The organism is Micromonospora sp. NPDC047527 (assembly GCF_040643015.1).
Classification (GTDB): Bacteria; Actinomycetota; Actinomycetes; order Mycobacteriales; family Micromonosporaceae; genus Micromonospora.
Genome location: NZ_JBEYTK010000001.1, coordinates 968,151 through 990,252, shown reverse-complemented (window position 1 = coordinate 990,252; position 22,102 = coordinate 968,151). Strand labels below are relative to the sequence as shown.

Sequence of the window (22,102 nt, the reverse complement as noted above, 5' to 3'; positions counted from 1 at the left end):
GCGGACGCGGCGGACGTGCGCGCCGAGCCGGAGCCTGCCGCGACCGAGGAGCAGCCCGCCCCGGCGACCATCGTCGCTCCCCGCGAGCCGGCGGACGACATCCCGCACACCGACACCCCGGCGGCCGAGGCCACCCAGGCCGACGCCCCGCAGGCCGAGGTCACGCCGGCCGACGCCACGCCGGCCGACGCCACGCCGGCCGACGCCACGCCGGCCGAGGTCGCGTACACCGAGGTCATCCCGGCCGAGACGACGCCGGCCGAGGTCGCGTACACCGAGGTCATCCCGGCCGAGACGACGGCTGCGGTTGCGGCGGGCGCGACGTCGGCGGACGCCGACGACGCCGAGCCGGCGCGGGCCACGCCGCCGGTCCGGCCGGCCGCCACGCCGCTGGCGCCTTCGGTCACCGACAGCGCACCGGATGCCACGGACGCCGGCCCGGCCGACGACTTCCGCCGGATCCAGGGGGTCGGGCCGAAGATGGCGGCGGCGTTGCAGTCCGCCGGAGTCCGCACGTACGGCCAGCTCGCCGAGCTGGACGAGGCGGCGCTGCGGGACCTGATCCGGGCCGCCGGCCTGCGGGCCGCGCCCAGCCTGGCGACCTGGCCCCAGCAGGCGCGGGTGCTGGCGGGTGCCGCGGACGAGGCGGTCGCGGTGCTGCCCGGCGGCGACCAGGGCTGACGGTGACATCGAGCCCCTGGCGGCCGTTCCCACGGGACGGCCGGCCGGGGGCTCGGCCCGTTCGGGCGGGCAACCGCACGCTGCCCGTGATCGGCTCGGCCGCACGACCGTGGACAGTGCGCCGCCCGGACGTCCAGGGGACCAGAGGGATCACCCTCGTTCGGGGGGGAAACCGGACGAGTCCGGGCAGCGCGGCCGTCTGCTCGCTAGCGTCGGTCGACGTGGACCGGATGGTCCGCCGAGTCGACCGGCACCGCAGGAGCGACAGTGCCCCACTCCGCGTCGGAGCCCGGGCCCCGCGAGGCCCGGGTGCGGGCACGCGACCCGGAGGCCTCTCGCCGGGTGACGCTGCTCGAACTCTTCTTCGACCTGGTGTACGTGGTCGCGCTCGCTCTCATCTCCCGCGAGTTGGTCGAGCGGCTCGACTGGCACCGGGCCGGCGAGGCGCTGATTCTGCTGGCCGCCGTCTGGTGGACGTGGGCGATCACCACTCTGGTCACCGACCTGTACGACCCGGAACGAACCGAGATCAAGCTGCTGATCAGCGCGGTGATGTTCGGCGCGCTGCTGATGACGACCGCGATCCCGGAGGCGTTCGGCGCCCGGGGTCTCGTCTTCGCCGGCGCCTACGTGGCGATCCACCTCGGGCGCGGGCTGTTCCTGATGCCGACCGTGCGTCACGACCCGCAGTTCCAGCGCCGGGCGGCGCGGATCTTCACCTGGTTCGCGGTGTCGGCGATTCCCTGGCTCGTCGGCGCGTTCGTCAGTGGTGATGCCCGGCTGGCCTGCTGGGCTCTCGCGCTCGCCATCGACTACGTCGGCTTCCGGCTCGCGTACCCGGTGCCGGGCCTCGGAGTGGTGCCGGAGGCGCAGCGCAACGTCACCGCCGAGCATCTCTCCGAGCGGTACCAGCAGTTCTTCATCATCGCCCTCGGCAACGCCATCCTGACCATCGGCACCATGTTCAGCCTGGCGCACTCCGAGGCGGTGAACATCGGGGCGTTCGCGGTGGCGTTCGGGACCACCCTGCTGCTGTGGCGGATCTACGTCCACAAGTCCGGCCAGCTGCTGCCGGTGGCCATCCAGACGGCCCGGTCACCGAGCAGGTTCCTGGTCAGCGCGCCGTACACCCATCTGCTGATGATCGCCGGAGTGGTGGCCACCGCCTCCGGGTTCGAGCTGCTGCTGCGCGAACACCCCGGCCGTACGCCACCGGCCTGGCTGACGGTGATCCTCGGCGGCCCGGCGCTGTTCCTGGCCGGCCGGTCCGCCTTCGAGTACGAGGTGTTCAGCCGGGTGTCGCTGTCCCGGCCGGGCGGCATCCTGGCGCTGCTGACCATCGCGTCGCCGGCGCTGTTCCTGCCGCCGTTCTTCGCCTCGCTCGGCGCCATGCTGGTGCTGGCCGGCGTCGCCTACGCCGACTATCGCCGCAGTCGGGGCAGACCACCCGAGGTGCCGGTCCCACCGCACTGAGCTGGGCGGTCCCCCTCACACCAGCGCGCCCGCGTACCCCCGGACCCGCAGCCGCTGCCCGGCGGCACCGCCGAGGCGCACCTGCAGGCCGAGCGGCGCCGCGGCCCGGCGTACGTCGTCCAGGTGCAGCGAGCCGTGCCGGTCCACGGTGAGCACCGGCGGCTCCTCCAGCTCGCCCTCCGGTGCGTGGAAGGAGAGCAGGGTCACCGAGGTGGTGAGGTAGCCGGGGTAGGCGGCGCGGGCCGCCGCCTCGTCGCGGTGCACGAGGACCACCAGGTCGTCGAGGTCGGCGAAGTCGGCGGCGAGGGCCCCGGACTTCCAGTGCGCCGGCTCGTCGGTCGCGCCGGTGCGGTGCCGGGACCGGTTCGCCGAGGTGATGTAGAGGTGATCGGAGCCCGTCTCGGCGAGCGCCCTCTCGAAGAAGGCGTTCGACGGGCAGGTCAGTCCGGGCGCGATGACCTGGGTGGTGCGCAGACCGCAGTCGACCTGGGTCAGGTGCTCGGGCAGCCCGTCGGTGGCCGGGCCCCGGAAGCCGAACGGCCCGGCGCCGTAGAGGGCGTCCATCAGGGCCCGCACCCGGCCCACCGGCAACCGGGGCGAGATCCGCGACCAGTCGAACATCGCCGGAATCCGCCCGACGCCGGTGGTGACGCTGCCGACCTGGTTGATCGGGCGACCCTTGGCCAGGTTGACCCGGCGCACCGTGGCGGCGTCCGGACGGGTGACGATGGCGTAGAAGTTGGCGAACGCCGCCGCGACGACCGCGCCGCCGGCCAACGCGCGGGCGGCGACCGCGACGTCCTCCGGGCAGTCGATGTACAGGGGCGGTATCGGGGCGTCCATGAGTCCTCCTGGGCAAGGCCGTGACGCAGTTCTACGTCCAGCGACCCGTGCGACGGCGAGGTCCGTCGTCGATCCGATAGCCGGGCACCGGTACGCGGTGCGGGCGGCCGATGCCGGTGCGGTACCGACGGGCCGATGGCATCGGCCGGACGGATGAGCCGGCGGGGTCGTGGGCGACCACCGTTAGCCGCGCGACCCGATTGGGTACAACGCGTACACCTCAGATCCACCACATTCCTTCAGGAGGCAGCGATGCGCGGCACCTCGATACTCGGAGTCATCGTCGTGATCTGGTTGGTGATCGGCGCGGTCGCCGCGGGCCAGCGGGGCTACTACAGCGGAGACGACACCAACTGCGCCGAGGCCGGCACCATCCTGGTCACCATCGTGGCCGGGCCGTTGAACTACATCGGCGCCAACCCCAAGGTCGACTGCAAGCTGCCCGAGCCGTCCAAGTAGGACACCACGAGCCGCCGGCCCGCGCCCGACCAGGGGCGCGGGCCGTTCGCTGCCCGCCAGTCGTCACTCCGCACACACCGCCTTGGGCGTCCTAGGAGGCTGGCCTGCGCTCCTCCGGATCGCGTTTGTCGGCGCGGAGGGCGGGAACCGTGCCGGTCGCCCGGACGATCGATGATCGTCCGGGCGACCGGCAGCGTGCTCGGGGTGGGTAGCGCGTCTGACGCTCAGCGGAAGCAGTGCGAGATCGGCACGGCGCTGCCCTCGCAGTTGGTCGGCTCGTTCTCGACGACCACGCTCTCGTCGTCGAGCTTGACCTGGGCGTGCGAGGCGAAGATGCCGCCGGGCTTCACCGTCGCCGCGTTGTGGGTGACCTTGCTGGTGTAGAGCGCCACCGAGCCCGCCGTGGCGTAGATGCCGCCACCCTTGGACGTCGCGCCGACCGCCTCGTTGCGGGTCACGTCGCTGCCGCGTACCAGCAGGTTCGCCTTCTCGGCGTAGATGCCGCCACCGAGGCCGTGGGTGGTGTTGCCGTCGACCACGCTGTCGTCGAGCGGCGTCAGGCCCTTCACGGTCGAGATGCCGCCACCGTTGACGGTGGACGTGTTACCGCGGATGGTCATCTTGCGCATCACCAGCACCGCGTCGGAGTTCGCGGCGCCGCCACCGATCTGCGCGGTGTTGTTCAACAGCTCGGTGTCGAAGACCTTCGTCCGGGCCGAGAAGCTGGCAAGCCCGCCGCCCTGCACGGCACTGTTCTGGGTGAAGGAGGCGCCCTCCACCTCGGCCGCGCCCCGGTAGTTGCCCAGCCCGCCGCCGTACGCGTTGGCACTGTTGCGGTGGAACTCGGAGCGCTTCAGCGTCAGCACACCACCGTTGAGCAGGCCCCCGCCCTTGCCCGCGGCGCCGGCGGCGCTGTTGCCGATGAACGTGGAGTCGGTGACCACCATGTTGCCGTCGTTGAAGAAGCCACCGCCGCCACCCTCGGGCGACAGCGACGTGCTCTGCGTGACGGTGACGCGCTCCACCACGGCGGTGGCGCCGTGCACCACGTGCAGGCTGCCACCCTCGATGGCCGAGCGGCCGTTGTGCAGTTCCACGTCGCGAAGGGTCAGCTCGCCACCGTCGCGGACGGTGAAGAAGCGGAACGCGGCGGCCTGGGCGTCCCGGGCGATGGTGGCGCCCGCCCCGTCGATCGTGATGGGCTGGTAGATCACCGGCAGGCCAGCGGTGTCGTCGGCCGGGTTGCGCGGCGGCGCTTCCGCGTCACCGGGGGTCTCCGCGGCGTCGGCCGCCTCCCGTGCGTCGCGGATCCCACCGTCGTACTGGTCCTTCTCCTGGAACGCGTCGGCGAGGGTGTAGCGGCACTTCGGCGCGAGCCGCAGCTCCCCGCCGCCCTCCGCGTTGGCCGTCACCAGCGCCGCCACCAGCTTCGCCGGGTCGCAGGGCACCTCGACCACGCCACGCCTGCCGGTGCCCGGCGCCTGTCGTGGGGCCCGCGCGGCGTCGTCGCCGGCACGCTCCGGCCGGTCGTCGACCCGCCGGTCGTCCTCGCGGGCCGCGGCGCTGAGCCTGCCCAGGCCCGGGAGCGAAAGGTCGCGGTCGGCCGCGGCGGCGACGCCCGCCACTCCGGCCGCCCCCACCACCAGGCTCCCGGCCAGGAAGCCGCCGGCTAAGAACCATCGGGACCGCCGTCTGGGTCGTGCCGGGTCTCCTCCTTGGTACGTGGACATCAGGGTGCCTGCCTTCCTGGCTGCGTAAACGTGACCGCGCGCCGATCCGGGCGCGGGGCACTCGACGAACCGCCGACCACCAAACGTCACGATATGTCCGCAATACGGACAGGAAGGTGTGAACGTGAAGAACGCTGTCATTCATCTTTTCTTCACCAGATGGTGCGCAACTCACCCGCCGACGTGGATGCCCGGTCGACGTGACGGATCCGGCTCGGTACGGCGCAGGATCTCCCGTACGACCGGTGGGGTGTCACCCCGGCCGAGGATCAGATAGCGCAGCAGGTGCGCGATCGGGCTCCCCTCCGACCACTCGAAGTGCGCGTGCGGCCGGACCCCGGTGGCGTCCCGCAACGCCAGCAGGATCGCGGCGATCGCGTTCGGCGCGGCCGGGCTGCTGGCCCGCAGCAGCCGGAAGCCGCCCACCTCGACCCCGTGCACCCGCAGCACCTGACTGAACTCCGACGGGTCCACCACGTCGATCTCCAGGAACAGCACGTCGGCGGCGCCGGGCACCGGGTTCATCCCCCGCTGCGCACGCTCCTTGATCGTGTACTCCTTCAGCGAGCCGTTCTGCCGCTTGTTGGCGATCAGGTGCAGTTGCCCGTCGTGGGCCAACGACTCGGTGATGAACCGGCGGGCCGGCTCGTCGAACTCGATCCGCTCGGCCCGCAGTTCGGTGGTCCGGGTGATCCGGGAGATCAGCGACACCGCGACGATGCCGAGGATGAACAGCGCCGAGATGGTGATCCCGTCCGGCTGCTCGAAGACGTTCTCGATCAGCGCGTACAGCAGCACCAGGCTCAGCACGCTGAAGCCGACGGCGGCACGGCGTTGGTGGCGGCGGGCCGCGGAGATGGTCACCGCCACCGCGCCGGAGACCATCATCGCCAGGATGCCTGTCGCGTACGCGCCGGCCTGGGCGTTGACGTCGGCCCGGAAGGCGATCGTGATGGCGACGCTGACCACGGTGTAGACGATCACCACGGGGCGCACCGCCCGAGCCCACTCCGGGGCCATGCCGTACGACGGCAGGTACCGCGGCACGATGTTGATCAACCCGGCCATCGCCGAGGCGCCGGCGAACCACAGGATGAACACGCTGCTCACGTCGTAGATCGTGCCGAAGGCCTCGCCGAGGTAGGCGTGCGCCAGGAAGGCCAGCGCCCGGCCGTTCGCGCCGCCGCCCGGGCGGAACTCCTCGGCCGGGATGAGCGCGGTGGTCACGAACGTCGTCGAGATCAGGTAGACCGACATGATCAGCGCGGCGGTGGTGAGCAGCCGGCGGGTGTTGCGGATCCGGGCCGCCAGCCGGGCCTGCCGGTCCGGCCCGTCGGCCGCCACCAGGGGCATCATGCTGACCCCGGTCTCGAACCCGGACAGGCCCAGCACCAGCAGCGGGAAGGCCAGCACGGCGGTGAGGAGCACCTGGCCCGGGCCAGCGCCGCCCTCGGTCAGCGCCGCGGTCCAGTCCGACACGATGGCCGGGTCGGCGACGATCCGGGACACCGCGACCACCACGATCACCGCGTTGAGCAGCAGGAAGACCGCCACCAGCGGGATCGCGACCACCACCGCCTCGCGGAACCCGAGCAGGAACACCCCGCCGAGGACGAGCAGCAGCACGACCGTGACCACGACCGGGACGACGGGGCCGTGCATGGCGTCCGGCAGGTACGGGTTCTCCAGCAGGTGCACGGTGGCGTCGGCCGACGACAGGGTGATCGTGATGATCCACGAGGTGGCCACGAACCCGAGCAGCACCAGCACGAAGATCTTGCCCCGCCAGAACGGCAACAGCCGCTCCAGCATCGCCACCGAGCCCTGCCCGTGCGGGCTCTCCTGGGCCACCCGGCGGTACATCGGCAGCATGCCGAACAGGGTGAGCGCGACGATCAGCAGCGTCGCCAGCGGGGAGAGCGCACCGGCCGCCACCGCCGCGATGCCCGGCAGGTACGACAGGGTGGAGAAGTAGTCCACCCCGGTCAGGCACATCACCTGCCACCAGGCGTGCCGGCGGTTCTGCCCCTCGGCCGTCTCCGGGCCGGGCGGCTGCACCTGGTGCTGGAACAGCCACCGGCGCAGCGGGCTCGTCGGCGGCGCCGACCGGGCCGGGCTGGCGACCCGCTCGGGCACCACGACACCCCGGCGGCCGCCCCGATGCGGGCGGGCCGGGTCGCGGGCGGCGCGCAGCGCCGGGTCCGGCCCGGTCGATGTGTGGCGTCGGCCGCTCCACCGTCGCGGTCTCCCCTGGTGCTCGTCAGCCATCGCCCGTCCCACCCTCGCAGGTTCTGATCCGACGGTAGGCGGTAGCCCACGGCCCGACCGGCGGAACCGGGCACGTGGATGGCCTGCTCAGGGTCGGTCCGGTGCGCTGAGCAGCCGGCTCAGCGCGGGTGGGTCGGCCACGGTCACCGTGGCCGCCGGATGCCGGGGCCACCCCCCGGGCGCCAGGGCCGGCACCGGTACGCCGAAGCGCAGGCAGAGGCCGCCGGCCGTGCTGCTGCCGAAGCTCACACCACCGTCGGCCAGCGACAGGTGCGGGCCGATCACCCGCCACCAGCGGTACGGGCCGGTCACCTCGGCGGCGGTCACGTTCCGTCGGTCGGTCCGCAGGCGCCACGGCCCGTACCGGATCAGCAGATCCCGCTCGGTGACCGCGACCCAGGCGGTCGCCGGCCGGACACCCAGCAGCGCCAGCGCGGGGCGGAACACCGGGTCGAAGCGGAACGGAAACCGGATCGGGGTGCCGGTCATCGCGCACCCGGCCGGGCGGCGGGCCGGGGCACCGGGCCACCCGGGCGCAGCGGGCCGGGTCGGGCGGGCCGGGGTCGGGCGGCGGGCCGGCGCCGGGCCAGGACGGTCATGGCGCGGGCGTACCCCGTACCGGCCCCCCGACACCCGGGATTTTCGGCCGACGCCAGGCCGCTCCCCCGCCGGCCGGCACCCCCCGGGCCGGCCGACGGCGGCGGACGGTCGACACCCCCCGGGGCCGACCGGCCACCTCCCCCCGCGCCGCGGAACACGAACGCGGGGTGGGCGGAGCGGACGGGACGCGCCCCCGCGCTCCGCCGCCCCCCACCGGGCGGAACGCGGGGACCCCCCGTCCCGGCTACTGCAGGAACGCCCCCAGGGGCGAGAGCAGCAGCCGGCCGAGCGCGGCGGCGTTGTTGTCCAACCGCCTGCGCTCACGTTCGTGGGCGTCCGGATCGTGCCGGCACCGCCAGATCCTCTGCGCGTTGCGCCAGGCGACATCGCGGGTGTACTCGACCAGTTCCCCCTGGTACCAGTCGTCGATCTCACCGTTGAGCATGTCGATCAGCAGCTGCCACCGCTCCAGGTAGCCGCGGCGCAGACCGGGGATCTTGTCCGCGAAGATGTTGTTGATCTCGAGGTAGTCGTGGTGCTGGTCGCTGCCGTCGACCGGCTCCGACTCCAGGTGGTCGAACGTCGTCACCAGCGCGAACGGCAGGTCGAAGTTGATGTGCGCGTTCACGCCGGCCGCCGCCGACGGCAACGGACGGGCGTCCGGCCCGCGCATCCGCTCGAAGAGGCACGACCACGCCTTCGGCGTGCCGGGGCTGGAGTCGGTCCACAACCGCATCGCGTCGAAGTACCGGGCGGCGAACTCGACGTCCAGCCGCGAGAGGAACACCGGGTCGACGAAACGGTCGTCGTACAGGCCGTCGAGCACGCTGCTGGTGATCGTCAGGTAGAGCTTGTTGAAGTCGGCGAGCGGGCAGCTCTCCTCCAACGGCGGCAGTCGCACCAGCATGTCCTGGAGCTTCGTGAGGTGATCGACCACCGCCGGCACGTCCGCGGGGTGATCGGCGAGCAGGTCGACGATGTCCCGGTGGACAGGCCCCCAGACCGGTTCGGTCATCTCTCCTCCATGGTGTGCGCAGCACCACTGTGCCGCCGTCGACGGGGCACAGCCTCTCAGCCACCACCCGTACGCGGGATCAGTAGAACGACGTATCCGGCGCGCACAGGCGCCGCTGACGGACCGGCCGGTCAGCCGCGCCCGTTGCGCAGCTGGATCGCGCTGGCCTGGACCCGGGTGCGGACCTGGAGCTTGTCGAAGATGTGCGACACGTGCACGCCGATCGTCCGCTCGCTGATGAACAGCCGCTGCCCGATCTCCTTGTTGGTCAACCCCTCGGCGACCAGGGCGAGCACCTCCCGCTCGCGCGCGGTGAGTGCGGCCAGATCGTCGTCGACCGACTCGGCCGGCGCGCCGCCCCGGGCGCCGGCGTTGTCGTGTTCCTGCAGCGGCACCCGGGCCCGCCCGGCCAGCTCCCGGATCTCCGAGGTCAACGGCACCGCGCCCAACCCCTGCGCCATCTGGTACGCCTCACGGAGCAGCCGGCCGGCGGTGGCCAGCCGACTGCGCCGGGCCAGCAGGGCCTCGGCCTGCCGCAGCCGCGAGTACGCCGCCGGGTAGGGGTGGTTACGCCGGTCCCACTCGGCGGCCGAGGTGGCCCACAGCTCCGGGTCGCTGCCGTCGAGGCGGCTCACCTCGGCGGCGCAGAGGGCCAGGAAGCCGTCCACCACCGACCGCACCGGCGGGGCCGCGGAGAGACTCTTGCGAGCGACGCGGTCGGCCACGTCGCGCAGCCGACGTACCGCCGTGGGGTCCACCTCGACGGTGCGGCTCGCGTGCGCCTCCGCCTCGGCGCGCAGGCCGTGCCAGACCAGCGCGGACAGGATCGTGACGTCGTCCGAACGGCTCTCGATCAGGCCGCGCTGCACCGCCTGCCGCGCCACGTCGTGCCGGCCCTCCCACATGGCCAGTCCGGCGCGCAGGGTGAGCAGCGGGATGACGTGCCGGGCGCCGCCACCGGCGAGCACTGTCGCGACCGCGTCGAGATCCCGGTCGGCGGCCTCGATGTCGCCGTAGCCCACCGAGAGTCGGCAGCGGGCCAGCAGCAGCTCGACAGCGTCCGCTCCGGACGGTCGGTGTCGCAGCGCGGCGGCGACCACCTTCTCCGCCTCGGCCCACTGGCCCACCCGGAACAGCCCGTTGGTGGCGATGGCCAGCAGCCGGGTCTCCCAGGTACGGCCCAGACCCAGCTCGGCCACCCGCTCGGCGCCCCGCCGGGCCACCACCACCCCCTCCTCGAGGATGTTCAGTGGCCCGGTCAACAGCTCCGCCAGGTGCAGGTACGCGCAGGCCACGTCCTCCGGCTGACCGGCGCGTTCGGCGGTGTCGAGGGCCTGGCGCATGACGGCCAGCCCGGCCTCCGGGTCCTCCAGGCAGGCGTCGCTGAAGCCCAGCGCCGAGCTGGCCAACACCACCTCGGTGGCCGAGCCCTCCACGTCGGCGGCCAGTGCCAGCGCCTCCCGGGCCCGCTGCCCGGCGTCCGCGTACCGGCCCAGGTGCAGCAGCAGCTCGGCGAGGCGCGCGGCGGCGGTGGCCCGCTCGCGCGGCGAGCAGTCCGCCGCCTCCAGCGCCCGCTCGTACTCCTCCTCGGCCAGCGCCGAACGCCCCGCCGCGGCCAGGTAACGGGCCCGGCGGATGTGCAGCGCGCAGGTCGGCTCCCCGCCCTGCACCTCGGCCAGCTCCTCCAGCAGGGCCAGCGCGCGGGCGTGCTCCCCGCAGTGGTGGGCCGATTCGGCCGCGTTGCCGAGCAGCTCGACGCGGTCGGCCGCCACCGAACCCGAGTCGCCGGCCAACTGCAACGCCGCCGACCAGTGCCGGTGCGCCTCGGCGTAGCCGTGCAGCCGCTCGGCCTCCTGGGCCGCGGCCACCGCCGCCGGCAACGCCCGGGCCGGCTCGCCGGCCAGCCGCCAGTGATGCGCCAACCGGGCCTGGTGCAGCTCGCCCGGCGCCGCAGTCAGCGCCTCGGCGTAGCGACGGTGCAGCCCGGAGCGTTCGGCCGGGAGCAACTCGTGTGCCAGCACCTCGGCGACGAGACGGTGTCGCAGCCGGTAGCCGTCGTCGGCGCCGACCAGCAGCCGGTGGGCGACGGCGGCGCGGGCCGCGTCGATCAGCTCCTCCTCCGGCAGCCGCAGCACCTCGGCCAGCAGCCAGTGCTGCACCGGCTCGACGCCGGCGGCCACCGCGTGCACCACGGCGTGCGCGTGCTGCGGCAGCGCGTCCACCCGGTCGAGGAAGATCTCCCGCAGCGTCTCGGACAGCCCGTCCCGCCCGTCGCGCAGATCGCGCGCCAACTCCTCGACGACGAAAGGGTTTCCGCCGCTGCGCTGCCACACCTGCTCGGCCGCCTCGGCGGCTAGCGCACGGCCGACCACCGCGGCGGCGAGCACCTCGGTGTCGGCGCGATCCAGCGGCGCCAGGTCGAGCACCCGCACCGTCCGCAGCCGGCGCAGCTCGGTGAGCACCCGGCGCAACGGGTGCGCGCCCTGCAACGACTCGGCGCGCACCGCGGCCAGCACGGACAGCTGGAGGTCACCGAGACCGGCCAGCAGGTAGAGCAGGAGTTGCCGGGTGCTGCGGTCGACCCACTGCAGGTCGTCCAGGATCAGCACCAGCGGTCGCCCCTCGGCGATCAGGTGCAGCCCACGGGACACCCGCTCCAGCAGCGCGCCCGCGCCGTCGGGGCTGCCGGTCTCGTCGGCGAACATCTGCAACAGGCCCCGCACCGCCGCGGAGGTACGCGTCTGCGAGGGGGCCAGGTCGTTGTCGAAACGCCGCAGCGCCTGCAGCAACGGGTGCAGCGGGGAGGCGTCGCCGATGTCCAGGCAACTGCCGGTCAGCACGAGTGCGCCCTGGTCACGCAGGCCGGCACCGATTTCACCGAGGAGGCGCGTCTTGCCCACACCGCTCTCGCCGGTGAGGAAGACGGCGGCCGTCTGCCCCTGTGCCACGTCACCGATCAGGGCGGACCGAACCGTCTGCACCAGCTCGGCCCGGCCCACGAGCGGTGCGGTGTCCACATCGCTGGCCATGGCACGCAGCCTAATCACACCGCCCCGGACCGTTCTACGGCCATCTGCCGCTTGTGGTACTCCTCGCGTCGACATTGCGACTAAAGGTTGCGTGTGGCCGACATACGTCGTTCAGCAGATCCCCTGTCAGCCCACAGATGCCAATCTCCGGAGGTCGTCAGCCGTCAGCGGGGAAGGACCGGTGCGCTACCCATGATCACCATTGTCGCCGACAGTCCGCGGACCGACCACCCACACTGGCCGGTGCCGGCGGAGAGACGCACCGTCACCGTGCTGTTCGTCGACATCGTCGGCTCCACCGCGCTGGTCGACCGGCTCGACCCGGAGGACGTCCGCGCCCTGCAACGCGCGTACTTCGACACCGTCGCCGGCGTACTGCACCGCTGGCAGGGCGTGGTCGAGAAGTACGTCGGCGACGCGGTGATGGCATTGTTCGGGGCACGGCACTCCGACGGCTTCGACGCGTACCGGGCGGTGCGCGCGGGGCTGGAGATCCAGGCCGCGCTGGACCGTCGGCCGATGGTCGACGACATCAGGCTGCGGGTCCGCGTGGGCGTGGCCACCGGCGAGGTGGTGGTCGACCTGGGCGACGCGGTCAGCGGCGGCCACGGCGTGGCCAGCGGCGCGGTGATCACCACTGCGGCCCGCCTCCAGGAGTACGCCCCAGCCGGCGCCGTCGCGCTCTGCGCCACCACCGCCCGGGCCACCGCCGGCCTGATCGCCCAACGCCAACTGGCGCCGGTGCCGGTCAGCGGCCGGGTCCCGCCGATGCCCGTCTGGCACGCCGTCGGCCCGGTACGCGCCAGAGCCGACCGGCACGACGGTCCGCTGATCGGCCGCCGCCGCGAGCTGGCCACCATCTCCGAGCAGCTCACCCGGGCGCTGCACGAGCGCAGCCCCCGCTGGGTGTCCCTGGTCGGCCCCACCGGCAGCGGCCGCAGCCGACTGCTGCACGAGCTGACCCGGGCACTGCCCACGGTGGACGGCACGCCGGTGCGCTGGTGCGTGGTGGCCTGCCCGCCGTACCCGGACCAGGTCCTCGCCCCGGTCGCGGAGCTGCTCCGCGGCCTCGCCGGGATCCGTCACGGTGACGGCCTGGCAACCGTCCGCGAACGCCTGACCGGCACCCTGACGCCGCTGTTTGCGCCGGACCGGGTCGCCACGGCGGTGCCGGCGTTGCAGCGCCTGTTGGCCGCCCCGGACGGCACGGCCGAGGCGCTGACCGGCGCCGCGATCTGCCGGGACGTCCTGCTGCGCCTGGCCGCTGACCGACCGTTGGTCGTCGCCGTGGACGACGTGGACCGGGCTGCGCCCGCGGCGAGCCGGTTCCTGCACACGCTGTTCAGCGCGGCGACGGCGCGCGGGCTGCCGCTGGCCGTCATCACCGTGCACCAGCCGCAGTGGGCCGACACCCGGCCCGGCCCCGCCCGCCGGGTGACGGTCCGGCCGCTGGCCACCGTGCAGTCCGGCCGGCTGCTGCGTCATCTGCTGGCCCGTGCCGGCCAGCCGGTCGCCCTGGTGGATCGGCTGCTGCCGTTGGTGGGCGGGCGAGCCGGGCACGCGGTCGCGTACGTCGCGGCGGTCACGGCGGGCGCGGACCCGGCGGCGCCCGAGCTGCCCGAGGCGGTCCGTCGGGACGCCGGCGCGGAGCTGGACCAGTTCGGCGGTGAGCACCGGGCGGTGCTGATGGCGGCCGGCACCCTCGGCGGCGAGATCTCCGGAGCGACCGTCGACCGGGCCCTCGGTTGGACGCCCGGGCGGTCGACCGAGGCGCTGCGCGACCTGGTCGCCGCCGGCCTGCTGCTCCCCCGCCGCGCCGGCGGCTACGTGTTCGCCGCGCCCGCTCTGCGCCAGGTCGCCGCCGAGCGGCTACCGCGCGCGCTGCGGGCCGTCTTCGTCCGCCGGGGCGCCGACGTCCCTCGCCTGGACACCCCGCGCCTGGACACCGTCCGGCCGCGCGCCGTCCCGCGCGAGGATCGCGCTGGTGCCGTTCGTGCCGCCGCCCCGCACGTGGAGGATGTGCACCAGCTCATCCCCACCGCGACGACACTCACCCGAGCGGCCACGCCGACTCCCGGTATCAGCCGTCCGCCGTCCTACCGCCACCTGCGAGCCGTCGCGGCGGCCGGTGCCGTGCCGCCGACCCACTCGTCCGGGCCGCCCGCCAACACGGGTGTTCACCGGTCCCCGGGCCGCGACCGACGCCCAGCGTCGACCCGCACGCCGCCCGCTGTCCTGGGATCAGCCGGACGCGGCCCACTCTCCGGCGTCGGCGCTCCGCCTGGCACCGCACACGCGGTGCCGCTTTCGCCGCTGATCCGCCGTTCGGGCCATCTGGCCGCCGCCTGAGGTCAGGACGGCCGCCCGCCGAACTGCCAGTTGTGCACTTCGATGTCGGCGTACCGATCCCGGGTCAGGATGGCACGCGCCGCGTCCGGGTCCGACGCCCGCACCAGTGCGGCGGTACCGAGCCACGTGGCGGCGTCGTCGGACAGCATCGGCCCGTACGCGATCAGGTCTTGCGAGTCGGGCGGCACGGCCAGGTCGGCGGCCTGCCCTCGACCGAGGCCGAGCACCAGGTACCGGTCGCCGCCAGTCCGACCTCCAGGAAAATCCCACATCGTGCGGCCGAGCGCGTTGCGCCACCGGCGCAGCAGCACGTCCCGGTACGCGCCGGCCTGATAGTTCGGCTCGTCGAAGGCGAACGCCCGAGCAGCGGCCGGATCGGGCACACCGACGATGTGCACGCTCCCGGTGGGCGTGTCGCCGACGAATGTCGGGCCACGGGCGATCATCGTCGCCGCGTACCGGTCCATGTAGGACCAGTGCTCTTCCCGCAGCTCGTCCCGCAGCGTCGCCGAGCCGGGCCGGTCACGGTGATAGCACAGAAACTCCATGCCCCCCATTCTCGACGCGGTGGCACGCCGCCACGGGACGGGCCCTGGTTGGTCGTCCTACGGCACGGACGCCGAGGCCAGCAGCGCCGCGGTGGGGAGCGCCAGCAGTCCTTCCGTGTTGCGGTAGGCGGTTGTCAGCTCGTCGTATGCGGCACGAATGCGGGAGATCATCTCTGGCGGCTGGGCCTCCATCACCAGACCCGGCGTGCTGATGCCGTTGGCCGGGCCGCTCCACCACGCCTCCGGGTCCGTGCGATGCGCCCAGCTGACCGTCCTGCAACGCACTCCGGTGAGCCCGGCGGCGTCGAGCAGACCCGCCAACCCATCGGACGTACGCGGGAAGTCCTTGTCCGCGTCCACCTTGGGCGCAGCCGTCAGGCGCGCGACCCCGGCGGCCTGGAAGATCTCGGCCCAGAGACCCTGTGCCCGGGGCGGACCTGGGTGAGGCCCCAACGTATCGGATCGAAGGTGCCTTCGATGACCGCCGCCGGTCGACAACCGACCGGCGGTCAGCAGGCCGCCAGGAACCCCAGCACCCTCGGCCACGCCTCCGCGGCAGCTTCCGGGGCGTACTCGGGCAGGTCCGGGTCGGTGAACAGGTGTCCCACGCCGGGATAGCGGAAGACCGTCAGGTCGGCGCCGGTGTCGATCATCGCCTGCTGCCACTCATCGACCTCGTCCGGCGCGTCGTACGGGTCGGGGTCGGCGAGGTGCAGGTGCACCGGCAGCCCGGCGCGGACCACGTCCGGCGCGCCACCGGTGCCGTGCAGCAGGAGCAGACCGGCGGAGTCGGGGCGTTCGGCCAGCAGCGCACCGGCCACACCGGCGCCCATCGAGAAGCCGGCGAGCACCGTCTCCGCTGGCAGGTCGCGCAGCGCTGCCCGGGCCCGGTCGAGCACCACCTCGTGGCCGATCTTGTCGAGCAGCGCGAAGCCGTCCTCGACGGTGTCCGTGGCCGCGACGCCGTACAGGTCGGGGGTGGTGACCCGGTGCCCGGCGGCGCGCATCCGGTCGGCGGCGGTACGCACGGCGGGCCGCAGCCCGTACACGGAGTGGAACAGCACGACGTGTCGCATCCGATCATCCTGCCGCAGCCGGGCGTCCGTCCGGTGTGGCCACGCGGGACGGACGTCGGACCAGCCCCTGCGTCGCCGACCGGTCACGACATCCGAGGGACGGTCCCGGCTCGCACCTCGCGTGATCGACACCGCATCGCCGACATGGGGGTAACCGGGCGCTCGGATACCCCCATGTCGGCGACATGGAGTCGATCACCGGGTGGCCGGACGGTGCCGACCAGGCGCGGCCGGCCGTTCAGCCGGCCTGCCGTTGGTCGCCGGACGGCCGGACGGGCCAGCGGGCAGCGGGTCGGGCCGGGGTAGCGAGGCGGGCCGGGGTAGCGGGCCGGAGCCGGGGTACCGGGCCGGGCCGGGTGGCGGCAGGCGGCAGGGCGTCGACCGGCGACGCCGCTCGGGACCTCCGTCGACCGGGCAACCTGACCCGGGAATGCGCGGTGCGCCGGGCCGGGCGGATGACCGACCCGGCGCACCTCTGATCATCGCGTTGCCAGTCTCTCGCAGTTGCAAATTATGTGCAACAAGCTCTGGACATCTGCCGCGAGACGTAACTAGCCTGTTCGGCATGACTCCTTACATGATGGATTCCTGGGCGTGGCAGGAGAGCTGGGACCGCCAGCAGGAGGCGTACATGCCGGACCGGGAGCACCGGTTCACCGCGATGCTCGACGCCCTCGACGCGGTCCTCGATGGCCGGCCGCCACGCCTGCTCGACCTGGCCGGCGGCACCGGCACCATCTCGCTGCGGGCCTTGGCGCGCTTCCCCGGGGCCGAGGTGACCCTGCTGGATCTGGACCCGGCGCTGCTCGCCATCGCCGGCGCCTCGCTGGCCGATCGGGCCACCATTGTCACCGCCGACCTCGGCACCCCGGAATGGCGCTCGGCGCTCCCCCACCGGGAGTACGACGGCGTGCTCACCGCCACCGCGCTGCACTGGCTGCCGGGCGACCGGCTCGGCGCGCTGTACGGCGAGATCCGCGACGTGCTGCGACCGGGCGGGATCTTCGTCAACGCCGACCACATGCCCGACGACACCCTGCCCGAGCTGACCAAGCGGCTGGCCGACCGGGCACGCGACCGCCGCAACGCGCGGTACGCCGCCGGCTCGGTGCCGTCCTGGTCGGACTGGTGGGCGCGGGCCGGCGCGGACCCGACGCTGGCCCCGCTGGTCGCCCAGCGGCACGCCATCTACCCGAGCGGGCACAGCCCCGAGTGGAACCCTCCGGCGTCCTGGCACCTGACGGCGCTCACCGCAGCGGGGTTCACCGAGGTCGGAACGGTGTGGCGCGGCGGCTCGGACGCTGCCGTCGCGGCCGTGCGCTGAGCCGCCGCCGTCGCGCCGGCACGGCAGCACGGCAGCACGGGCACGCGGGCACGACGGCACTGCGGCACAGCGGCACAGCGGCACAGCGGCACCGCAGCACCGCAGCACTGCGGCACGGCACCGCACGGCAGCACGACGGCACAGCAGCACCGACGGCACGGCAGCACGGACGACGCCGCCGCGTGCGTTGACCTGCCGTCGAGCGCGCCGCTGAGCGGGCGCGGCGATATGCTGACGCCCGGAACCGCAGTGGTTCCCGGCGGTGGGGCCCGCCGTCCCGCGCAGGTCGGGAGAACCGCGACGTCGCTCGCCAACGGTCCCTGCCAGTGATGCCCGTGCTGGTGGGGAGGCCCCGTGTCAGAGCCGTTCGAGCCGCGTACCGACCCCGACGTCGACCTACGCGTCCGCGCCGACCGGCGGGAGTTGACCGCGCGGCCGGCGACGATCCTCGCCACGATCGCGGTCGGCGGGGTGCTCGGCGCGCTGGCCCGGGCCGGCCTGCAACACGCCGTCCCGCACCCGCCGACCGGTTTCCCGTGGGCGACCTTCGGCGTCAACCTGTCCGGCTGCCTGCTGATCGGCGTGCTGATGGCGGTGCTCGGGCACCTCGGCGGCGGGCACCCGCTGGCCCGCCCGTTCCTCGGGGTCGGGGTGCTCGGCGGGTTCACCACGTTCTCCACCTACGCGGTGGACGTCCAGCAGGCGCTGGTCGCTGGTGCTCCGGGCATCGCGTTGGCGTACCTGGCCGCGACGGTGCTCGGGGCGCTCGTCGCCGTCGGGCTGGGCGACGCCGTCACCGGCGGACTGCTGCGGCGCAGGGCAGCCCGATGAGCGTCCTGCTCATCGCGCTGGGCGCGGCCGTCGGGGCACCGCTGCGCTACCTCACCGACCGGGCCGTGCAGTCCCGGCACGACTCGGCGTTCCCCTGGGGCACGCTGACCGTCAACGTGGTCGGCTCGCTGCTGCTCGGCGTACTCGTCGGGTTGCCGGCCGGCCCGGCGGTCACCGCGTTGCTCGGCACCGGGTTCTGCGGCGCGCTTACCACCTACTCCACCTTCAGCTACGAGACGCTGCGCCTGGCGCAGGCCGGCAGACGGCTCCTCGCGCTGACAAACGTGTCGGTCAGTGTCGCCGCCGGGCTCGCCGCCGCCACTGCCGGCTTCGCCCTGGCTCGCGCCCTGACCGGCTGACCGACTGACCGGCTGACCGACTGACCGACTGACCGCCCCACCCAACCCACGCCCGAGACCCGTCGCGGCCCAACGTACACCGAAGGTATATACGCGAGGTATACCCTCGGTGTAGTCTCCTGGCATGAGCGTGCCACTGACCCTTCTCGGCCTCCTCGAACGGGAGCCCAGCCACGGCTACGACCTGAAGCGCGACTACGACGCCTTCTTCGGGCGGGGCAAGCCGCTGCCGTTTGGCCAGGTCTACTCCACCCTCAGCCGGCTGGCCCGGGACGGGAAGGTGGTGATCAGCGACGTCGCACCCGGCTCCGGCCCCGACCGCAAGCGCTACATCATCACCGACCGGGGTGCGACCGAGGTCGAACAGTGGCTGATCCAGCCGGTCGATCCGGAACCGCACCTGCAGACGGTGCTCTTCGCCAAGGTCGTGCTCGCGCTGATGCTGGACCGTCCCGCCGACGAATACCTCGACACCCAGCGTCGCGCGCACCTGCGGCGGATGCGCGAGCTCACCGAGATCAAGCGCGCCGGCAGCCTCGTCGACGCGCTGCTCGCCGACCACGGCCTCTACCACCTGGAGGCGGACCTCCGGTGGATCGAGATGACCGGCGCCCGACTGGACGCCCTGAGAAAGGCGGTGCGGCCATGAGCGTCGTGATCGAAGCACGCGACGTGGAGTTCTCCTTCGGCCGGACGCCCGCGCTGCGCGGTGCCAGCATCGCCGTGGACACCGGCGAGATCCTCGCCGTCATGGGCCCCAGCGGCTCGGGCAAGTCGACCCTGCTGCACTGTCTGGCCGGCATCCTCGTGCCCGACTCCGGGGAGGTCCTCTTCGACGGGGCCCGGGTCGACACCCTGGCCGAGACCGCACGCAGCAGCCTGCGTCGGGACCGCTTCGGCTTCGTGTTCCAGTTCGGCCAGCTCGTCCCCGAGCTCACCGCGGCGGAGAACGTCGCCCTGCCACTGCTGCTCAGCGGGGTACGCCGGACGGAGGCGCTGCGCAGGGCGTACATCTGGTTCGAGCGCCTCGGCCTGGACGGCATGGAGCAGCGCCGCTCGGGCGAGCTGTCCGGCGGGCAGGCGCAGCGGGTCGCCCTCGCCCGCGGTCTGGTCGCCGAGCCGCGGGTGCTCTTCGCCGACGAGCCGACCGGCGCGCTCGACTCGCTCACCGGCGAGCAGGTCATGGACCTGCTGGTCAGCGCCGCCCGCGAGCAGGGCACCACGGTCATCCTGGTCACCCACGAACCCAGGATCGCGGCGTACGCCGACCGCGAGATCATGGTCCGCGACGGGCGCGTGAACGCGCCGGACCGGATCGCCTCGTGATCGGCTTCGGGCTCCGCCTCGCCGTGGCCGGTGGCCGCGAGGCGCTCACCCGGCTGGCCATCATCGCCGCCGCCGTGGCGGTCGGCAGCGGGCTGCTGCTGACCACCCTCGCCGGTGTCAACGCCGTCAACACACAACTCACCCGGTACGCATCGATGTATCCCAGCGCCTCGGCGGGCGGCGGCGACGTCGACCCGCTGTGGTGGTCGACCCGGGAGGACTACTTCCACGGCAAACAGATCATCCGGATCGACGTCGCCGCCACCGGTCCGGACGCGCCCACCCCGGTCGGCATCCCCACCACTCCCGGTCCCGGGGAGTACTACGCCTCGCCCTCTATGCAGAAGCTGCTGGCCACCCACCCGGCCGACCAACTGGGCGACCGCTATCCGGGGCGCGACCTCGGCACCATCGGGCCGGCCGGACTGGCCTCCCCGGGCAGCCTGCTCGTCGTCATGGGCGGCACCCCCGATGCCGTCGCCAAGCTGCCCCTCGCCAAGCGGGTCACCAGCGTCGGCGACGCGCCCGCGCTGCCCGAGACCACGGTGAACCTCATCCTGGGTGTGGTCGCCGGTGGGCTGCTGTTCCCGGTGTTGATCTTCATCGGCACGGCCACCCGGCTCAGCGCCGCCCGACGCGAGCAGCGCTTCGCCGCGATGCGTCTGGTCGGCGCGACACCGAAGCAGATCTCGGTGGTCGCCGCGGTGGAGGCGGCCACCGCCGCCGTCGCCGGCACCGCCGTCGGCTTCCTGCTGTTCGCCGCGTTCCGGGGCTCACTCGCCGGCATCCCGTTCACCGGCATGCCGTTCTTCCCCAGCGACATGTCGCTGGGCGTGCTGGACGTCTTCCTCGTCGCGCTCGGCGTCCCGGCCGGCGCGGCGGTGGCGGCCCAGGTCTCCCTGCGCCGGGTACGGATCTCGCCGCTGGGCGTCACCCGCCGGGTCACCCCGGGCGCACCGAGCGCGTACCGGCTGATCCCGCTCCTGCTCGGCGTCGGTGTGCTGGTGTTCGCGCTCGGCTACCGGCCCGAGACGTCCGGCGGCCAGACGGCCATCTTCCTGCCCGGTCTGCTTCTCATCATGGCCGGCCTGGTCCTCGCCGGCCCGTGGTTGACGATGGTCGGCGCCCGCGTCATGGCCCGGTACGCCGGCCGCCCCGCCACCCTCATCGCCGCCCGCCGCCTCGCCGACAACCCGAAGGCCGGTTTCCGGGCGATCAGCGGAATCATGCTCGCGCTCTTCGTCACGAGCGTGGCCGTCGGCACGATCACCACGATCGTGGCCGAGCGCGGCCCGGCGCCGATCGGCTCGACAGAGGCGGGCACCGTGTCCATGTACTTCGGGGAGAAGTCACCGTCGGCGCCCGACACACTGCTCGCGGATCTGCGCGCGGCCACCGGCGTGCGGCACGCGACCGCGGTCGTCGAGAACCCGGACATGATGAGCGCCAGCGAGCCCGGCCTGATCGCGTGCACGGACCTTCCGAGCGCGTACGGCCGGTGTGTCGACGGCGCGGATGTGGCCGAGGTGGCGACGGGTCTCGTCCCCTTCCGGGAGTCGGCGTCGTCCACAAGGGTCTGGCCGGCCGCGTCGGTCCCGCTCGGCGACCTTCAGCGGCTGCCGGTGATGTCGATCGTCGTCGGCACCGACGGGTCCGCCGCCGCCGTAGAGCGCACGCGCACCGTCCTCGAGACCACCTTCCCGGCCTTCCGGGTGGCACCGAACGTGCCCGGCGACTTCGAGTCGGAGTTCGCCAACACGCTGCGCGGTTGGGAACAACTGGCCAACGTCACCATCATCACCAGCCTCGCGCTGGCCGGGTGCAGCCTCGCGGTCAGCGTGATCGGCGGCCTCACCGAACGCCGACGCCCGTTCAGCCTGCTGCGCCTCAGCGGCGCACCGGTGCGGGTCCTGCGTCGGGTGGTCGCGTTGGAGAGCGCCGTACCGATGCTCGCCGTCGCCGGGGTCGCCGTCGGGATGGGTCTGCTCGCCGCGCACCTGTTCCTGCGGGCGCAGATGGCCTACACGCTCATCGCGCCGGGGCCGGGCTTCTACGGGATCGTGCTCGTCGGGTTGGCGGCCTGTCTCGGCATCATCGCGTCCACCCTGCCGCTGTTGGAGAGCATCACCGGCCCCGAGACCGCCCGCAGCGAATGAGCGCCGGGCCCGGTGGTCGTGAGAGCGACCACCGG

At 73.5% G+C, this 22,102-nt stretch carries 18 protein-coding genes and 1 pseudogene; 10 read left to right on the top strand and 9 right to left on the bottom strand.

Annotated elements, in window-relative coordinates:
• Window positions 1-363: 363 nt before the first annotated feature.
• Window positions 364-681 (top strand): annotated as a pseudogene (locus ABZ808_RS04165) (helix-hairpin-helix domain-containing protein); the annotation flags it as partial.
• Between the two features lie 267 nt (window positions 682-948).
• On the top strand, window positions 949-2,154 hold the full coding sequence (locus ABZ808_RS04160) for a low temperature requirement protein A (protein ID WP_357000647.1): 1,206 nt from the start codon (window positions 949-951) through the stop codon (window positions 2,152-2,154).
• Between the two features lie 15 nt (window positions 2,155-2,169).
• Here ABZ808_RS04160 and ABZ808_RS04155 read toward each other — a convergent pair whose 3' ends face one another.
• On the bottom strand, window positions 2,170-2,997 hold the full coding sequence (locus ABZ808_RS04155; protein WP_357000644.1) for a hypothetical protein: 828 nt from the start codon (window positions 2,995-2,997) through the stop codon (window positions 2,170-2,172).
• Between the two features lie 252 nt (window positions 2,998-3,249).
• On the opposite strand from ABZ808_RS04155, the gene ABZ808_RS04150 reads away from it, so the two are divergent.
• On the top strand, window positions 3,250-3,456 hold the full coding sequence (locus ABZ808_RS04150; RefSeq protein ID WP_306271566.1) for a hypothetical protein: 207 nt from the start codon (window positions 3,250-3,252) through the stop codon (window positions 3,454-3,456).
• A gap of 224 nt (window positions 3,457-3,680) precedes the next feature.
• Here the strand turns inward: ABZ808_RS04150 and ABZ808_RS04145 are convergent, their stop codons facing one another.
• The 5 genes from ABZ808_RS04145 to ABZ808_RS04125 all read right to left on the bottom strand — a co-directional run bounded on the left by ABZ808_RS04145 (window position 3,681) and on the right by ABZ808_RS04125 (window position 12,098).
• The gene (locus tag ABZ808_RS04145; protein ID WP_357000642.1) at window positions 3,681-5,186 is read right to left on the bottom strand and encodes a hypothetical protein; all 1,506 of its coding nucleotides are present in this window, start codon (window positions 5,184-5,186) and stop codon (window positions 3,681-3,683) included.
• 171 nt (window positions 5,187-5,357) lie between these two features.
• The gene (locus ABZ808_RS04140; protein WP_357000640.1) at window positions 5,358-7,454 is read right to left on the bottom strand and encodes an amino acid transporter; all 2,097 of its coding nucleotides are present in this window, start codon (window positions 7,452-7,454) and stop codon (window positions 5,358-5,360) included.
• Between the two features lie 87 nt (window positions 7,455-7,541).
• Window positions 7,542-7,943 (bottom strand): hypothetical protein, encoded by a 402-nt coding sequence (locus ABZ808_RS04135; protein WP_357000637.1) that lies wholly within the window; start codon window positions 7,941-7,943, stop codon window positions 7,542-7,544.
• 355 nt (window positions 7,944-8,298) lie between these two features.
• Window positions 8,299-9,069, bottom strand: a complete 771-nt coding sequence (locus ABZ808_RS04130) for a DUF5995 family protein (protein WP_357000636.1) — start codon at window positions 9,067-9,069, stop codon at window positions 8,299-8,301.
• A 131-nt stretch (window positions 9,070-9,200) separates the two neighbouring features.
• A complete protein-coding gene (locus tag ABZ808_RS04125) occupies window positions 9,201-12,098 on the bottom strand; it encodes an AAA family ATPase (protein WP_357000633.1) in 2,898 nt (965 codons plus the stop codon).
• Window positions 12,099-12,290: 192 nt separating this feature from the next.
• On the opposite strand from ABZ808_RS04125, the gene ABZ808_RS04120 reads away from it, so the two are divergent.
• The gene (locus tag ABZ808_RS04120) at window positions 12,291-14,447 is read left to right on the top strand and encodes an adenylate/guanylate cyclase domain-containing protein (RefSeq protein WP_357000631.1); all 2,157 of its coding nucleotides are present in this window, start codon (window positions 12,291-12,293) and stop codon (window positions 14,445-14,447) included.
• Between the two features lie 2 nt (window positions 14,448-14,449).
• On the opposite strand, the gene ABZ808_RS04115 is transcribed toward ABZ808_RS04120, so the two are convergent.
• From ABZ808_RS04115 to ABZ808_RS04105, 3 genes are read right to left on the bottom strand one after another with little or no spacing between them, the layout of a single operon-like run.
• The gene (locus tag ABZ808_RS04115; RefSeq protein WP_357000629.1) at window positions 14,450-14,995 is read right to left on the bottom strand and encodes a YciI family protein; all 546 of its coding nucleotides are present in this window, start codon (window positions 14,993-14,995) and stop codon (window positions 14,450-14,452) included.
• Window positions 14,996-15,052: 57 nt separating this feature from the next.
• On the bottom strand, window positions 15,053-15,448 hold the full coding sequence (locus ABZ808_RS04110; RefSeq protein WP_357000627.1) for a hypothetical protein: 396 nt from the start codon (window positions 15,446-15,448) through the stop codon (window positions 15,053-15,055).
• 56 nt (window positions 15,449-15,504) lie between these two features.
• Window positions 15,505-16,071, bottom strand: coding sequence for a dienelactone hydrolase family protein (locus tag ABZ808_RS04105; protein WP_357000625.1), 567 nt, complete (start codon window positions 16,069-16,071; stop codon window positions 15,505-15,507).
• A 565-nt stretch (window positions 16,072-16,636) separates the two neighbouring features.
• Here ABZ808_RS04105 and ABZ808_RS04100 point away from each other — a divergent pair.
• The 6 genes from ABZ808_RS04100 (at window position 16,637) to ABZ808_RS04075 (ending at window position 22,067) form a co-directional block, all read left to right on the top strand.
• On the top strand, window positions 16,637-17,395 hold the full coding sequence (locus tag ABZ808_RS04100; RefSeq protein WP_357000622.1) for a class I SAM-dependent methyltransferase: 759 nt from the start codon (window positions 16,637-16,639) through the stop codon (window positions 17,393-17,395).
• Window positions 17,396-17,749: 354 nt separating this feature from the next.
• Window positions 17,750-18,226 carry a CrcB family protein gene (locus ABZ808_RS04095; protein ID WP_357000619.1) on the top strand — a complete coding sequence of 159 codons (477 nt, stop codon included), beginning with the start codon at window positions 17,750-17,752 and terminating at the stop codon, window positions 18,224-18,226.
• Window positions 18,223-18,585: a fluoride efflux transporter CrcB gene (crcB, locus tag ABZ808_RS04090; protein WP_357000616.1), complete on the top strand. Its 363-nt coding sequence runs from the start codon at window positions 18,223-18,225 to the stop codon at window positions 18,583-18,585. Before ABZ808_RS04095 ends, crcB begins: the two co-directional genes overlap by 4 nt.
• Window positions 18,586-18,709: 124 nt before the next feature.
• Window positions 18,710-19,234 carry a PadR family transcriptional regulator gene (locus tag ABZ808_RS04085; protein ID WP_357000612.1) on the top strand — a complete coding sequence of 175 codons (525 nt, stop codon included), beginning with the start codon at window positions 18,710-18,712 and terminating at the stop codon, window positions 19,232-19,234.
• Entirely contained in the window at window positions 19,231-19,911 is a 681-nt protein-coding gene (locus ABZ808_RS04080) for an ABC transporter ATP-binding protein (RefSeq protein ID WP_357000609.1), read from the top strand. The genes ABZ808_RS04085 and ABZ808_RS04080 overlap by 4 nt, the downstream gene beginning before the upstream one ends.
• Window positions 19,908-22,067, top strand: coding sequence for an FtsX-like permease family protein (locus ABZ808_RS04075; RefSeq protein WP_357000606.1), 2,160 nt, complete (start codon window positions 19,908-19,910; stop codon window positions 22,065-22,067). The genes ABZ808_RS04080 and ABZ808_RS04075 overlap by 4 nt, the downstream gene beginning before the upstream one ends.
• The last annotated feature ends 35 nt before the right edge of the window (window positions 22,068-22,102 follow it).